This is a genomic window from Catenulispora pinisilvae (genome assembly GCF_015356865.1).
In the GTDB taxonomy this organism is placed as follows: Bacteria; Actinomycetota; Actinomycetes; order Streptomycetales; family Catenulisporaceae; genus Catenulispora; species Catenulispora pinisilvae.
In genome coordinates this window covers 1-13,397 of sequence record NZ_JAAFZA010000264.1, presented here as the reverse complement: position 1 = coordinate 13,397, position 13,397 = coordinate 1, and the positions used below count along the sequence as shown (strand labels likewise).

14 protein-coding genes are annotated in these 13,397 nt (G+C 70.8%); 3 read left to right on the top strand and 11 right to left on the bottom strand.

Going from position 1 to position 13,397, the window contains the following annotated elements; genetic code table 11:
* Positions 1 to 112: 112 nt before the first annotated feature.
* Together IZR01_RS41885 and IZR01_RS41880 are read right to left on the bottom strand one after the other, a co-directional pair.
* Positions 113 to 559 carry a hypothetical protein gene (locus IZR01_RS41885; RefSeq protein ID WP_194895720.1) on the bottom strand — a complete coding sequence of 149 codons (447 nt, stop codon included), beginning with the start codon at positions 557 to 559 and terminating at the stop codon, positions 113 to 115.
* A 145-nt stretch (positions 560 to 704) separates the two neighbouring features.
* Complete coding sequence (locus IZR01_RS41880) at positions 705 to 1,151, bottom strand: DUF4395 domain-containing protein (RefSeq protein ID WP_194927071.1); 447 nt, start codon at positions 1,149 to 1,151, stop codon at positions 705 to 707.
* Between the two features lie 96 nt (positions 1,152 to 1,247).
* Here IZR01_RS41880 and IZR01_RS41875 point away from each other — a divergent pair, with 96 nt between their 5' ends.
* Positions 1,248 to 1,703, top strand: coding sequence for a thioredoxin family protein (locus IZR01_RS41875; protein ID WP_194927070.1), 456 nt, complete (start codon positions 1,248 to 1,250; stop codon positions 1,701 to 1,703).
* A 237-nt stretch (positions 1,704 to 1,940) separates the two neighbouring features.
* Here the strand turns inward: IZR01_RS41875 and IZR01_RS41870 are convergent, their stop codons facing one another.
* The 3 genes from IZR01_RS41870 to IZR01_RS41860 all read right to left on the bottom strand — a co-directional run bounded on the left by IZR01_RS41870 (position 1,941) and on the right by IZR01_RS41860 (position 4,463).
* Positions 1,941 to 3,029: a cation diffusion facilitator family transporter gene (locus IZR01_RS41870; protein WP_194927069.1), complete on the bottom strand. Its 1,089-nt coding sequence runs from the start codon at positions 3,027 to 3,029 to the stop codon at positions 1,941 to 1,943.
* Positions 3,030 to 3,158: 129 nt separating this feature from the next.
* Entirely contained in the window at positions 3,159 to 3,785 is a 627-nt protein-coding gene (locus IZR01_RS41865) for a GNAT family N-acetyltransferase (protein ID WP_194927068.1), read from the bottom strand.
* Positions 3,786 to 3,917: 132 nt separating this feature from the next.
* A complete protein-coding gene (locus IZR01_RS41860; protein WP_194895715.1) occupies positions 3,918 to 4,463 on the bottom strand; it encodes a carbonic anhydrase in 546 nt (181 codons plus the stop codon).
* Between the two features lie 131 nt (positions 4,464 to 4,594).
* Between IZR01_RS41860 and IZR01_RS41855 the strand changes: the two genes are divergently transcribed.
* Positions 4,595 to 5,158 carry a TetR/AcrR family transcriptional regulator gene (locus tag IZR01_RS41855; RefSeq protein WP_194927067.1) on the top strand — a complete coding sequence of 188 codons (564 nt, stop codon included), beginning with the start codon at positions 4,595 to 4,597 and terminating at the stop codon, positions 5,156 to 5,158.
* Between the two features lie 133 nt (positions 5,159 to 5,291).
* Here the strand turns inward: IZR01_RS41855 and IZR01_RS41850 are convergent, their stop codons facing one another.
* Together IZR01_RS41850 and IZR01_RS41845 are read right to left on the bottom strand one after the other, a co-directional pair.
* Positions 5,292 to 5,549 (bottom strand): type B 50S ribosomal protein L31, encoded by a 258-nt coding sequence (locus IZR01_RS41850; RefSeq protein WP_194927066.1) that lies wholly within the window; start codon positions 5,547 to 5,549, stop codon positions 5,292 to 5,294.
* A 96-nt stretch (positions 5,550 to 5,645) separates the two neighbouring features.
* Positions 5,646 to 6,680 carry an aldose epimerase family protein gene (locus tag IZR01_RS41845; RefSeq protein ID WP_194927065.1) on the bottom strand — a complete coding sequence of 345 codons (1,035 nt, stop codon included), beginning with the start codon at positions 6,678 to 6,680 and terminating at the stop codon, positions 5,646 to 5,648.
* A gap of 171 nt (positions 6,681 to 6,851) precedes the next feature.
* On the opposite strand from IZR01_RS41845, the gene IZR01_RS41840 reads away from it, so the two are divergent.
* A complete protein-coding gene (locus IZR01_RS41840) occupies positions 6,852 to 7,874 on the top strand; it encodes a LacI family DNA-binding transcriptional regulator (RefSeq protein ID WP_194895728.1) in 1,023 nt (340 codons plus the stop codon).
* A 137-nt stretch (positions 7,875 to 8,011) separates the two neighbouring features.
* Here the strand turns inward: IZR01_RS41840 and IZR01_RS41835 are convergent, their stop codons facing one another.
* From IZR01_RS41835 to IZR01_RS41820, 4 genes are read right to left on the bottom strand one after another with little or no spacing between them, the layout of a single operon-like run.
* Complete coding sequence (locus tag IZR01_RS41835) at positions 8,012 to 9,019, bottom strand: ABC transporter permease (RefSeq protein ID WP_194927064.1); 1,008 nt, start codon at positions 9,017 to 9,019, stop codon at positions 8,012 to 8,014.
* Positions 9,016 to 9,987, bottom strand: a complete 972-nt coding sequence (locus IZR01_RS41830; RefSeq protein ID WP_194895710.1) for an ABC transporter permease — start codon at positions 9,985 to 9,987, stop codon at positions 9,016 to 9,018. Before IZR01_RS41830 ends, IZR01_RS41835 begins: the two co-directional genes overlap by 4 nt.
* Positions 9,984 to 11,864 (bottom strand): sugar ABC transporter ATP-binding protein, encoded by a 1,881-nt coding sequence (locus tag IZR01_RS41825; RefSeq protein ID WP_194927063.1) that lies wholly within the window; start codon positions 11,862 to 11,864, stop codon positions 9,984 to 9,986. Before IZR01_RS41825 ends, IZR01_RS41830 begins: the two co-directional genes overlap by 4 nt.
* 26 nt (positions 11,865 to 11,890) lie before the next feature.
* Positions 11,891 to 12,997, bottom strand: a complete 1,107-nt coding sequence (locus IZR01_RS41820) for an ABC transporter substrate-binding protein (RefSeq protein ID WP_194895708.1) — start codon at positions 12,995 to 12,997, stop codon at positions 11,891 to 11,893.
* Between the last annotated feature and the right edge of the window lie 400 nt (positions 12,998 to 13,397).

Sequence of the window (13,397 nt, the reverse complement as noted above, 5' to 3'; positions counted from 1 at the left end):
GGGAGGTTAGGCGGTCAGCGATTTCGGCAAAGTCGGGCGGTCGGGCGGTCAGTGACTTCGGCAGAGTCGGGCGGTCGGGCGCACGGCCGACCGCCTCCGACGACGGGCCGGGCTACCCGCAGATCCGGACGACCTCCTGGCCGTCGTCCAACGCCTGCGACGTGTCCGGCTTCTGCCCGGCCGCGACCTGGTTCACGATGGCCTGCAGGTCGTCGGCGACCTTGTTCATCGCCGCCTGGCCGCCGGGCTTCTTGGTCACGGAGGCCGCGCCACGGATCTGGCCGATGTCGGTGGTGGCCTGCTGGAGGGCGTCCTGCGGGTTGGGGTTGTTCTGGGCCTTCTCAGCGTCCTGAATCGCCGTCATCGCCTGGGTGCAGCCCTTGTCGGTGGCGCCGGCCGGCGCACTGCCCGACGCACTGCCCGGCACGCCGCCCGTGCCGCCGCCGGCAGACCCCTGCGACCCGCCGCCGCTGATGGAGCCCGAACTCGAACAACCGGCGAGGAGCACCGCGGCGAACGCGGCACCGGCCAGCACCGTGATGCGAGGACGAGTGGACATGAATCAACCCCCCTTGGTCAAAACCGGCTCGTTCCACACGAGGCCCACGAATCAACAGCCGTATAGAAGAGCAGGCCGCTGACTTTGATCAGGACCTTAGGGAAGCCGTCGCCGCATTGCAAACGTGGGCAAGGGGATCGGGGGTTCAGACCGGGCGTCTGCGCAGGCGGGCCAGCACCAGATACATCTCGCATCCCAGGCAGTATCCGAAGGCCGCATTGAGGAAGGCAGCGGCCAGCGCCAGCGCGGTCGCGGCGATGCCCAGAGCCGACACTCCGGCGAGATAGCCGACGGCCCCGACCACCGCGAACACCAGCCCCACGCCCTGCGCGAACCGCGGCGGCGCCTCGTCCTCGAACGCGGTCGGCGGGCCGAGACGGGGCCGGACCAGATGCGCGAACAACAGGCCGTAAGGCGCGCGGCGCAGTCCCGCACCGGCACCGATCGCGAAGACCAGCGCCTGGGCCGCCAGCAGCCAGCCGCTCCCGGTCGCCAGCACCACCACCAGCACGACGGTGGTCACCGTCGCGCCGAACCGCGGCCCGCGCACGTCGATACCCCGGGCGGGCGGCGTGACCTGCGTTTCCGTCATACGGCAAAGGTAGGTCGGCGGGTCCGGCGGCAAAACTACGTCTCGCCGAATGGACAAGGGCGGAATAACCCGCGAGACGGCGGCACTGTGTCCTGCATGGATATCACCGGCGTGCTGGCCGCGGTGGCCGTGCTGGCGGCGGCGTCCGCCTTCGGGGTGTGGCGCAAGCGGACCGACGGCGCGGTGCGCGAAGTGGGCGGCGCGGGTGGCGAGGGTACCGGTGCGGCTGGTAGCGACCGGTTGGTCGCCGCGGACCTGGGCATCGAGCTCGACCCGAGGGCGACACTGGTGCAGTTCTCCTCGAAGGTGTGCCAGTACTGCGGCCCGACGCGCCGGATCCTCACCGAACTCGCCGACCACCACGCGGTCGCGTTCGTGGACATCGACGCCGAGGACCGGCTGGACCTGGCGCGCCGCCTATCGGTGCTGCGGACGCCGACAGTGCTGGTGCTCGACGGCACGGGCCGGATCACGCATCGGGTTTCCGGGCCGCCACGCCGCGCTGAGCTGGCCGTGGCCGTCGGCGATCTGGTCGGCGCCGAGGCCGGCTGACGGATTCAGCAGCAAGACGCGCAAGTGCGAGTAGCGAGCCAAGCGCAAGTCGAACAGCGCAAGCCCCGCAGTCCGGCGCTCGCGGCCGCCGCGCTCAGCAAGCGCGAGCCGCCAAGCTCAGGCCGAACAGCTCAAGCCGAGCTCAGCCAGCTCAAGCCGCGCAGTCCGGCGCTCGCAGCCACCGCGCTCAGCGATCGCGAAACACGCCTGGCCGCAGCGCCTCAGTGCCGCAGCGCCTCAGTGATCGTGCGGCCCCGTCCGGTGCACCGGCCCGTGCGCATCCTCGCAGTGCCCCTGTCCCTGCCCCTGCTCCCGGCCCGGCGCACTGTGCGCGATCTGCAGCAGCTGGTGGTCGTCCTCCTCGCCGAGGTGGTCGACCTGGAGCGTGGCGTGGCTGATCCCGTGCTCGGCGAGCAGCCTGCGTTGCAGCACGCGCCGCACCTTGTGGCAGTCCCCGCCGGGCACCACCAGCACGTGGGCGCTCAGCGCCGCCTGGCCCGAGGTGATCTCCCAGATGTGCAGGTCGTGGACCTCTATCACCTGCTCGACCGCGGCCATCTCGTCGCCGACCGTGTCCGGGTCGACGCCGGCCGGGGCGGCCTCCAGGAAGATCCGGCCGGCGGCGGTCACCAGGGCGAGGCCGGCCTTGAGCATCAGCGCCACGACCACCAGGGTGGCGATCGCGTCGGCCCGGGCGAAGCCGGTGAGCAGGACCACCAGGCCGGCGATCGCGGTGGCGATGAAGCCGTACAGGTCGGTCAGGATGTGCTGGAAGGCGCCCTCGACGTTCAGCGAGGTCCGGTTCGCCTTGGAGATCGACCAGGCCGCGGCGATGTTCACGGCCACCCCGACCAGCGCCGTGGCCAGCACCAGGCCGCCGGTCACCGCCGGCGGGCTGACCAGCCGCCGCACCGCCTCGAACGCCAGCACCGCGGACAGCACCAGCAGCGTGACGCCGTTGGCCTGCGCGGACAAGATCTCGGCCCGCTTGAGGCCGAAGGTGTAGCCGCCGCGCGCCGGCCGGGCGGCCAGCCGCATCGCGAACAGCGCCAACAGGATCGACGCGGCGTCGGTGAGCATGTGGGCGGCGTCGGAGATCAGGGCCAGCGAGTGCGCCACGAAGCCGATGGAGACCTCGACCGCCATGAAGCCGAGGATCAGCGCCAGGCCGATCAGCAGCCAGCGCCGGTCGGCGTCGACGGCCACGCCGTGGCTGTGGCCGGCGTGGCCGGGGGCGCCGGCCTGGTCGTGGCCGTGCTCGCCGGGCCCGCCGAGGTCGCCGGGCTCGCCGTGGTCGTGCGAGTCGTGCGGGTCGTGCTCAGGCACTGCGCCTCCGCCTGGGCCGGAATCTACAAGCTGACACCCGAAGTGAACCGCACATTTGCGTGATAACGCAAAGATGGCAACGACATCGGTTTCCATTGTCGCCGCAGGTGAAGAACTCGCCTGGTCCGGCTACCCGTTGAAGATGAACCCCGCCAGCGGCGCGTGCACCTTCCAGCCCAACGACTCGTACAGCGCGCGCCCCTCCACGCTCGCGCCGAGCACGCTCGTCGACGCGCCCAATCCATACGCGGCGTTGGCCAACGCGTCCATCACCACCGAGCCGAGGCCGCGGCGCCGGTGCGCGGGCTCGGTCGAGATCTTGTCCACGGTCCCGTAGTCCCCGACGTATCCGTACTGGCCGCGCGCCGCGAGATCCCCGTCCGACGTCAGGATCCGGACATACGTCACACCATCCTTCGACTCCGACGTCAGCCGGTACCTGTCCGGCACAGTGACCTCCGCCGGCGCCACGTCGATAGCCATCAGCCAGCCCGGGTCGTCCTCGGCCCAGCCGGCCGGCAGCCACGGCGTCAGCTCGGCCGGCTCCACGTGGGTCTTGATCCACGTCAGCGGCTCCGCGATCGAGGCGACCAGCTCCCGCACCCCCTGCTCCCGCGGATCCAGCAGGACGTGGCGCCGCAACTGGTTCTCGGCCCCCACCTCGATCCGCAGCCCCCACCGCGTCGCGACCGGAGCGGCGGTCCCGCGCGACACGGTCCAGCCCTCGGCCCAGCGGTGTATCAGCTCGGCAGTCATACGGCCCCTCCCGGCAATAAGCGCTGTAGTAAGCGCTGTAATAAGCATTGTCGATGAGTGAACCTTACCGAGAGGTACCGACAGAGTCACCGGGTTCGAGAGCGTCGCCGGTTCAACCACCCACGCGTCAGCTCACTCCGGAGCCACGACCGTGCTGATCACGCCGGTCTTGAGGTCGTAGGCGTAACCGCCGATCTTGAGCTTGTCGATGGTCCCGGCCAGCACCGGCGCCCGGCGCAGCAGCTCGATGTCGTGCCGCACGGTCGCCGCCGGGTCGAGCACCGCCATCGCGGAGGCGGTCTGCTCGTCGTACCCGCCGCGCTCGGCGAAAGTCCGCCGCAGCTCCGGGTCGGCGAACAGCGCGGAGCCGCAGTCGGTGTGGTGGATGATCGCGACCTCGAACCAGTCCGCGTCCGGGGTCTTGTTCTCGTGCAGGTGGCAGACCCAGGCCAGGTCGTTGACCACCGACTCGGTGACCCGGCCGCCGATGTTGCGGGCCACGATGGCCTCGCCGAGCCCCACTCCCGCGATCGCCGCCGGCTCGACCCGGGGATCGACGCAGGTGAGCAGGTAGACCTGCTTGAAGGGGATGAAGGGGATCTCGGGGATGCGGAGCTTCGCGTCGGTGCCGGCGAAGGTCTCGTTGCGCTGCAAGTAGGTGGTGAAGCGGGAAGACATGAGGTCGGGTTCCTCTCGATGGCTTGATGGCCGCACTCAGCGGAAAGAACGTTCGTTCTCTACGCTGGTGCGACTCTACGCAGGCCGCCGGGACCCCGTCAACAGAACGTTCTTTCCACTAAGATCTAGACATGCCGAACTCCGCACCGAGCCCCAGGGACCGCCTGTTGGAGACCGCGCGCACGCTCTTCTACACAGAGGGCATCCACACGGTCCCGGTCGATCGCCTCGTCACCGAGGCCAACGTCACCCGGGCGACCTTCTACCGGCACTTCCCGGCCAAGGAGAACCTGGTCGAGGCCTACCTGCGGGCCACCGACGCCGACCTGCGCGCCGCGGTGGCCGTCGCCCTCGACAAGGGCAGCCCGCAGGAGGCCGCCACCGCGCTGCTGGAACTGATCGGCCAGGTCACCTGCTCCGCCGGCTTCCGCGGCTGCCACTTCATCAACGCCTCCGCCGAGTACCCGGACCCCGAGGACCCGATCCGGGCGGCCGTCGCCGAGCACCGCGCCTGGTTCCAGGACACGGTCACGCAGCTCGCCGGACAGGCCGGACACCCGGATCCGGAGTACGCGGGGCGCGTCCTGGTGCTGCTGCACGACGGCGCGTTGTCAGCCGCCGAGCTCGACGATCCGCAGCAGGTGCGCGAGACGGTGATCCGGGCCGGGCGCGAGCTGCTGCGCTTGGACAGCTGAGGGGCTTCCATAAGGGGCTTCCATAAATGCAAATGGCGATCGCCACGGGAACGACTGTCCCCGTGGCGATCGCCATGGTGCGCTTGGACGCCTGACCGGCGCGCCGGGCTACCTGACCTGGCTCCTGGCTAACTCACTCGCCCTTGCTCGGACGCTGGTAACGCCGGTTGAACCGCTCGACGCGGCCAGCGGTGTCCACCACCCGGCTGTTGCCGGTGTAGAAGGGGTGGCTCGCCGAGGAGACCTCGACGTCGATGACCGGGTAGGTCTCGCCGTCCTCCCACTGGACGGTGTGCGAGCTGGTCGCGGTGGACCGGCTCAGAAACGCGTATCCCGCGGCCTGGTCGCGGAAGACGACGGGCCGGTAGTCGGGGTGGATTCCGGGCTTCATGATGTCCCTCCTAGCGCTCTTCGCGGGAGTCGATGTGACGGCGAATGATCGGGCCGTACCCGCTTAACGCCTGACGGCCGCGGATATTCCGCCGCTTCACTCCCACCGGCGGTTGTCGAACTCCAGGATCGTGGTCGAGGCGAACACCTGCCCCGGCAACAACACGGTCGAGGGGTAGTCGGGCCGGTGCGGCGAGTCGGGGAAGTGCTGGGTCTCCAGCACGATGCCCCCGTACCGCTGGTACCGGCGCCCCCCGGAACCGGTCAGCGTGCCGTCGAGTTCGGAGGACAGGTAGAGCTGCAAGCCCGGCTCGGTCGTGGCGATGCGCATCGTGCGGCCGCTGCCCGGGTCGTGCAGTTCGACGACGGGGCGGGGCTCGGCGGTGCGGCCGCCGCGCAGGACGAAGCAGTGGTCGTACCCGCCGACCAGGGTGAGCTGCGGGTGCGGGTCGGCCAGGCGCGCGCCGACGGCCGCCGGCTTGCGGAAGTCGAAGGGTGTGCCGTCGACCGGGGCCGCGCCGTCGAGCGGGATCAGCGCGGCGTCGACCGGTAGGTAATCGTCGGCGGCGATGCCCAGTTCGTGGTCCAGGACCGTGCCCGCGCCCTCGCCGGCGAGGTTGAAGCGGGCGTGGTTGGACAGGTTCAGCACGGTCGGCGCGGTGCTCTGGGCGCGGTAGTCGAGCCGGAGCCGGCCGGCGGCCAGGGTGTAGCGGATGCTGACGGTGACCTCGCCGGGGAAGCCTTCCTCGCCGTCGGGGCTGACCCGGGTCAGGGTGAGCGAGGTGCCGCCGTCCACTTCGGTGACGCCGTCCGGCGCCGTCCACAGGCGCGCGCCGAAGCCCGGGTCGCCGCCGTGCAGGGTGTTGGGCCTCGGGCCGTCGTTGAGCGGCAGCCGGTGGTCGCGGCCGTCCAGGGTGAAGGCGCCGCCGGCGATACGGTTGGCGTAGCGGCCGACGACGCAGCCGAAGTAGCCGTGTTCCCGGTAGGCGGCCAGGTTGTCGAAACCGAGGACGACGTTGGCCATCCGGCCGTCTCGATCGGCGGTGCTCAGTTCCTTCAAGGTCGCGCCGTAGGCGAGGATCGTGGCCTGGGTGCCGGAGGTGTCGTTCAGCCGCCAACTGTCAGATCGCAAGGTGGTGCTCCTCGGTACGGAATCAGAATCTTGTGACGATTGTCAGGAAATGAGCTATTCTAACGTTGGAACACTGACATCAGATCACATCAGATCCCGCACGACGGACGGAGCGCTGAGGCGACGATGGGTGGGGCGACCGGGGAAGCGCCGGGCGGGACGGCCGGCGGGATGTACGGCGCCGGGTCCGCGCCGCGGCTGAAGGACGTCGCCGAGGCCGCCGGGGTCTCGATGAAGACGGTGTCCAACGTGGTCAACGGCACGGTGCACGTGGCCGCCGAGACCCGGGCCAAGGTCCAGGCCGCGATCGACGCCCTGGGCTACCACCCCAACGTGGCGGCCCGCAAGCTGCGCACCGGCCGCAGCGGCGTGATCGCCCTGGCCTTCCCCGAACTGCCCTCCCCGTACTTCGCGGAGCTGGCGGTCGAGGTCATCGCGGCAGCCCGCCGCCACGGCTGCACGGTCCTGATGGACGACACCGCCGGCGACCCGCGCGCCGAACTGCGCATCGCCAGCGGTCTGGGCGACCCGATGATCGACGGCGTCATCCTCAGCCCCCTGGGCCTGGACCAGCACGAACTGGCCGCGCGCGAACGCCAGATCCCGCTGGTCCTGCTCGGCGAGGCCGACCTCGGCCTGGTCTGCGACCACGTCCACATCGACAACGTGAGCGCGGCCCGCGAGGCGGTGGACCACCTGATAGCCGCCGGGCGTAAGCGGATAGCCGCGATCGGCTGGCAGGACCCGAGCCCCCGCGCCACCGCGCAGCAACGCATGACCGGCTACCGGCAGGCGCTGACGGCGGCCGGGCTGCCGGCCGAACCGGCGCTGTGCCCGCCGGTCCGCGCCTACTTCCGCCCCGACGGCGCGGCCGCGATGCGCCGGCTGCTGAAGCTGCCGGAGCGGCCCGACGCAGTGTTCTGCTTCAACGACCTGATGGCCCTGGGCGCACTGCGGGCGATCCACGAGGCCGGGCTGCGGGTCCCGCAGGACATCGCGCTGGTCGGATTCGACGACGTGGAGGAGGCCGAGTACGCGATCCCGTCGCTGACGACCGTGGCGCCGGACAAGACCGGGATCGCGGAGGCGGCGGTGGACGCGCTGTTGCAGCGGATCGCGGACGGCTACGCCGAGCCCGGGCGGCTGATCCAGCCGGGGCACCGGTTGGTCGTGCGGGAGAGCAGCGGGGGCTGACCGGGCCGACCCCGGCTCGCAAGCCCGTCGCGGTCCGTCGGTCCGACCGATCCGACCGGCTCCGCGCCGCTTCATCGCCGCCTCATCGCCGGCGCCTCATCGCCGCTGCCTCATGGTCGCCGCCTCTCGCCGCCGCCTCATCGCCGCCGCGAACGTTCGAGCAGCGCCTGCGCCAGCACCACCACGGCCAGGAACGCCCCGTTCACCGCGTCCGTCATCGCCGAGCCGTACTGCGACAGATACCTGTCGATCAGGTGGTGGATCACCGCCAGCAGCAGCACCCCGCACACCGTCCCGCCGACCGTGCCGTAGCCGCCGGTCAGCAGCGTGCCGCCGATCACCACGGCCGCGATCGCGGTCAGCTCATAACCGACGCCGATCGTCGTCACCCCGGAGCCGAGCCGCGCGCCGCCCAAAGCGCCCGCCGCCCCGGCCAGGGTGCCGGACAGCAGGTAGACCAGCACCTTCGCCCGCGCGACCGGCAGGCCGAGCAGGACAGCAGAGTCCTGATTGCCGCCGATCGCGGTCAGGGTCGCGCCGTAGCCGGTGCGTTCCATCAGGACCCATCCGATCGCGAACAGGGCCGCCACGATGCCGACCGGTACCCAGGTCCCGGCGCCCAGATGGCGGAACCAGGAATGGGCCGGTACCAGGTACGTCGTCGAGCCCTGATTCGTCAGGGCCTGGAGCAGCCCTCGGGCGCCGAGCAACCCGGCCAGCGTCACGATGAAGGGGGCCATTCCCCCATACGCGACCAGGATCCCTTGCACCGCGCCCCACGCCGCGCACACCACCAGCGGTAGCAGGATCGCCAGCCACGGCCCGCTGGCGGAGCCTCGCGCGGCCAGTACTCCGCCCAGCGCATACAGCGATCCCACCGACAAGTCGATGCCGCCGGTGGTGATGACGAACGTCATCCCGAGCGCCAGCAGCCAGACGAAGGCGTTGTTGCCCAAGATGCTGCTGACGTCCGACCACGACGCGTCCGAGGGCGAGGCGATCGTGGCCGCCGCGCACACCGCCACCAGCACCACCAGCGGCCCGCGCCGCTCCGCGCGCCGGATCCACCGCTCGCGCGGCGTCTCCAGCAGCCCCTCGGGCGAGAGCCGCGGCGCGGCCGGAACCTGTGCCGTCCGAACGCTCATCGGGTCCCCCGTTCCCTGGACACGTAGACGGCCAGGCAGATCAGCACGGCCTCGACGATCTGCGTGGTGGAGGTCGGCACGTTGTGCTGGATCAGCACCGCCGAGATCAGCTGCATGAACATCGCGCCGGCCACCGTCCCGACCACCCGGACCCGGCCGCCGGACAGCGGCGTGCCGCCGACCACCACCGCGGTGATCGCGCTCAGTTCCATGTTCAACCCCTGATTCGCCGGGTCGGCCTCGGCGCCGTGCCCGACGATCAGCACGCCGGCCAGCGCGGCCAGGACCCCGGACAGGACATACACGGTCACCAGCACGCGGCGCACCGGCAGCCCGGCCAGCAGACTGGCCCGCTTGTTGTCGCCGATCGCCACCAGCTGGCGGCCGAAGGTGGTGCGGCGCACGGTGTAGGCGACGACCGCGGTGGCGGCCAGCGCGATCCAGGCCATCAGCGGGATCCCGGCCAGGGTGTGCTCGCCGAGGTCGGCGATCGTGGAGTCGGCCACCGGCTTGGCGGAGGAGCCGTTGAGCAGTTCGGCCAGCCCGCGCACGCCGATCATCAGCGACAGCGTGGCCACGATCGGCTGCACCCCGGCGAAGGCCACCATCGACCCGCCGACCAGGCCGGAGGCCGCACCGAGCAGCAGGGCCAGCACGATCGCCGGCGCCGGGCCGTAGCCGATGTAGAGCGGGATGATCGAGGCGGCCAGCGCGATGGTCGCGCCGACCGACAGGTCCACACCCTCGGTGCCGATCACCAGCGCCATGCCGAGCGCGACGAGCACCGTCGGCGCGGCCTGGAACATCTGCACCCGCCAGTTGGACACCGACATGAAGTCGGTGTTCAGCGCGGTCGCCACGGCTATCAGGACGGCCAGCGCCACGTAGACGCCGTAGCGCTGCGAGAGGTCGAGGATCCGCTCGCGGGTGCCGGCCCCGTCCACGGGTTCGATCACGGTCGCGGTCACGATGCGTTCCCCTCCCCCTCGTCCGCTCCCCCGGGCTCGGGTCCGCCGGATTCGGATTGGCCACGCCCGGGTTCGCTGGCTTCGGGTTCGCTGGCTTCGGGTTCGCCGAGTTCGGATCCGTCGCCGAGCGCCGCGGCCTCTGCATCCTCAGCGCCCTCAGCGCCCTCGGCGCCCTCTCCGGCCAGCGCCGCCAGCAGATTCGGCGCCGTGACCTCGTCCCCGTCCAGCCGCGCCACGACCGAGCCGGTCCGCAGCACCACGACCCGGTCCGAGCCCTCGATCAGCTCGTCCAGTTCGGAGGAGATCAGCAGCACGCCGACGCCCTCGGCCGCCAGCTGGTCGATGATCCCCTGCACCTCGGCCTTGGCCCCGACGTCGATGCCGCGGGTCGGCTCATCCAGCAGCAGCACCCGGGGGTTAAGACACATCCAGCGGGCCAGCAACACCTTCTGCTGGTTGCCGCCGGACAGGTCCTGGACCTTCTGCTCGGGCCCGGAAGCCTTGATCCGCAAGCGGTTCATGAAGAACTCGACGATCCGGTCCTGCCGCGCGGTGGAGACGATCCCGGCGCGCGACAACCGCGGCAGCGCCGCCAGCACGATGTTCTCCCGCACCGACAGGCCCGGGATGACGCCCTCAGCCTTGCGGTCCTCGGCCAGCATCGCGATCCCGGCCCGCACCGCGGCCTGGGGATTGCGCCGCCGGATCCGTTTGCCGTCCACGGAAACCGTGCCGGCCGCCGGATGCGCGCCGAGCACGGCTTGCGCGGTCTCGCTACGTCCGGCGCCGAGCAGTCCGCCCAGGCCGACGACCTCGCCGGGGGCGACGTCCAGGCTGACGTCCCGCAGCCGGTGCCGGTCGGTCAGGCCGCTGACGCTCAGCGCCGCGCGGCCGGAGTCCCTTGTGCTGGAACCCGTCGTCTCCGAACCCGTCGTGCCCGAACCCGGATCGCCGGGACCGGCGGCCCGGCGGCCCCACCGGCCCCGGCGCCCGGCCGGAAGCAGTTCGGCCAGGGCCGCGTCGTCCGGCGCCGGCTGCCGTTGCGACCGGTCCGGCGCGAACGCCGTCACCCGGCCGTCGTGTGCCGCGACCAGGTCCCGGCCCAGCATCAGCGAGATCAGCTCCATCCGCGGCAGGGCCGCCATCGCGCCGCTGTGCACGGTCCGGCCGTCGCGCAGGACGGTCACCCGGTCGCAGATCTCGTACAACTCGTCCAGCCGGTGACTCACGAAGACCACCGCAGAACCCTGATCCCGCAGGGTCCTGATGACGTCGAACAGGGTCTGGACCTCGCGCGGCTCCAGGCTGGACGTCGGCTCGTCCATGATCACCACACGGGCGTCGGTCCGGACCGCCCGGGCCAGCGCGACCATCTGCTGCGCGCCCAGACCCAGGGAGTGCACTGGCGCGGTGACATCCACGCGCACGCCGTAGCGTTCCAGGATCTCCGCGGCCAGCCGGTTCATCATGCGCAGGTCGACCAGACCGTAGCGACGCGGCTCGCGGCCCAGGAACAGGTTCCGGGCCACCGACATCATCGGCACCAGGTTCACTTCCTGGTAGATCGTGGAGATCCCGGCGGTCTGCGCCTCCAGCGGAGTGCGGAAGTCGCGCTCGGTCCCGTGCAAGGCGATCACGCCGTCGTCCGGCCGATAGACGCCGGTGAGCAGCTTGATCAGCGTGGACTTCCCGGCCCCGTTCTCCCCCATCAGCGCGTGCACCTCGCCGGGGCGCACCAGCAGGTCCGCCGCGCGCAGAGCATGCACGCCACCGAAGCTCTTGACCACCCGGCGCGCCTCCAACGCGGCGGGAGCGCCCGCGGGCGCTCCCACTGCTGACGGCGCGGAGGGGTCCGGTTCATCCGGACTCGTCGGCACGGTTCCTCCTTGTGACGCCGCCGCTCTCAGTAGACCTGGCCGGCGGCCAGGGCCTGCTTGGCGTTGTCCTGGGTGAAGTGGCTGTCCTTGATGATCACCTTGCTGGACACCCCGGAGCCGCCGTAGAAGGCCTGTAGGGACTGGAAGGCCAGCGGGCCGAAGCGCGGGTTGGTCTCGACGTCGGCGTAGATCGAACCGCTGGCGACGTCCTGCACGCACTGCTGGGTGCCGTCGATCGAGACGATCTTGATGTCCTTGCCCGGGGTCTTGCCGGCGGCGGTGATCGCCTGGATCGCGCCCAGCGCCATCTCGTCGTTCTCGGCGTAGACCGCGTTGATGCCGGGGTTGGCCTGGAGCATCTGGGCCATCACCGACTGGCCGTCGGTCTGGTCGAACTTGCCGGTCTGCGAGCTGACCACCGACATGTTCGGGTACTTGGCCTTGAGCTCGTCCTGGAACCCGTTGGTGCGGTCGGTGGTGACGTCGTTGCCCGGGGTGCCGGACAGGATCGCGACCTTGGCCTGGCTGTTGGTGGCGCTCGCCAGGTCGTCGGCGGCGATCTGGGCCTGGCCGTAGAAGTTGGACCCGATGAAGGCGATGAAGTCGCCGCACGCGGTGCCGGTGGCGGTGCGGTCGATGGTCAGCACCGGGATCTTCTTGGCCTTGGCCTCGGCCAGCGCCGGACCCAGGCCGTCGGAGTTCTCCGGGGCCACGATCAGGATCTTGGCGCCCTGCGCGATCATGTCCTCGATCTGCGAGTTCTGGGCGTTCACGTCGGCGTTGGCGTTACGCTGGATCAGCTTGACCCCCAGCGACTTGGCCTGGTTGGTGATCGAGTCGGTCTCGGTGGAGCGGAACGGGTTGCTGGTGGACTCCGACTGCGAGAAGCCGACGACCGTCGAGGGGTCGGTGAGGTTCAGCTTGGGCACCCCGCCGCCGTAGGTCTGGTACGTGCAGCCCGGGCCGGAGGCCGAGGTGGCGACCACCTGCTGGGCCGCGGTCCCGGTCGAGGTCGGGCTGGAGGCGGCGGCCTTGGACGCCGACTTGGCACAGCCGGCGGTGCCGGCCAGGCAGGCCGCGACGAGGGCCGCGGCCATCGCCGGGCGGGTCAGAGTGCTTACACGCGGGCGCATGAGAGTCTTCACATCCTCGTCACGGGGGGGGAATCGTCGATGGTGCCTGTGCGCTATCGGTCGAGCCGTATTCCGTCGAGCCGTATTCCAACGATGTAACGCTAGTCATGCATGTCCGCGGGAGGTGTGTCAACCCTCTTGTTGCCGGGTGCAAGATCCTTCTCAGCCCTCGACGAAGGCCCGGAGCTGCACCTTTCCCACGTCGCCGGCCACCGGCTGCTCAAGGCAGGGTCTTGACGACTCAGCCCGCCGGTGCCTGAATGAGGCATTACATCGTTGAATCAGGGCTGCTCTACCCACCGGAGCCGAATCATGCCCCTGTCCCGTCGTGCGCTGCTGCGCACCGGCGCCCTCACGGCCGCCGCCCTCGGAACAACCGCCGACCTGACCACGGCGGCCG

Excerpts from the sequence above, each read along its gene's own strand:
- IZR01_RS41885 (WP_194895720.1), bottom strand. The coding sequence starts at position 559 with ATGTCCACTCGTCCTCGCATCACGGTGCTGGCCGGTGCCGCGTTCGCC.
- IZR01_RS41880 (WP_194927071.1), bottom strand. The coding sequence starts at position 1,151 with ATGACGGAAACGCAGGTCACGCCGCCCGCCCGGGGTATCGACGTGCGC.
- IZR01_RS41875 (WP_194927070.1), top strand. The coding sequence starts at position 1,248 with ATGGATATCACCGGCGTGCTGGCCGCGGTGGCCGTGCTGGCGGCGGCG.
- IZR01_RS41865 (WP_194927068.1), bottom strand. The coding sequence starts at position 3,785 with ATGACTGCCGAGCTGATACACCGCTGGGCCGAGGGCTGGACCGTGTCG.
- IZR01_RS41860 (WP_194895715.1), bottom strand. The coding sequence starts at position 4,463 with ATGTCTTCCCGCTTCACCACCTACTTGCAGCGCAACGAGACCTTCGCC.
- IZR01_RS41855 (WP_194927067.1), top strand. The coding sequence starts at position 4,595 with ATGCCGAACTCCGCACCGAGCCCCAGGGACCGCCTGTTGGAGACCGCG.
- IZR01_RS41850 (WP_194927066.1), bottom strand. The coding sequence starts at position 5,549 with ATGAAGCCCGGAATCCACCCCGACTACCGGCCCGTCGTCTTCCGCGAC.
- IZR01_RS41840 (WP_194895728.1), top strand. The coding sequence starts at position 6,852 with ATGTACGGCGCCGGGTCCGCGCCGCGGCTGAAGGACGTCGCCGAGGCC.
- IZR01_RS41835 (WP_194927064.1), bottom strand. The coding sequence starts at position 9,019 with ATGAGCGTTCGGACGGCACAGGTTCCGGCCGCGCCGCGGCTCTCGCCC.
- IZR01_RS41820 (WP_194895708.1), bottom strand. The coding sequence starts at position 12,997 with ATGCGCCCGCGTGTAAGCACTCTGACCCGCCCGGCGATGGCCGCGGCC.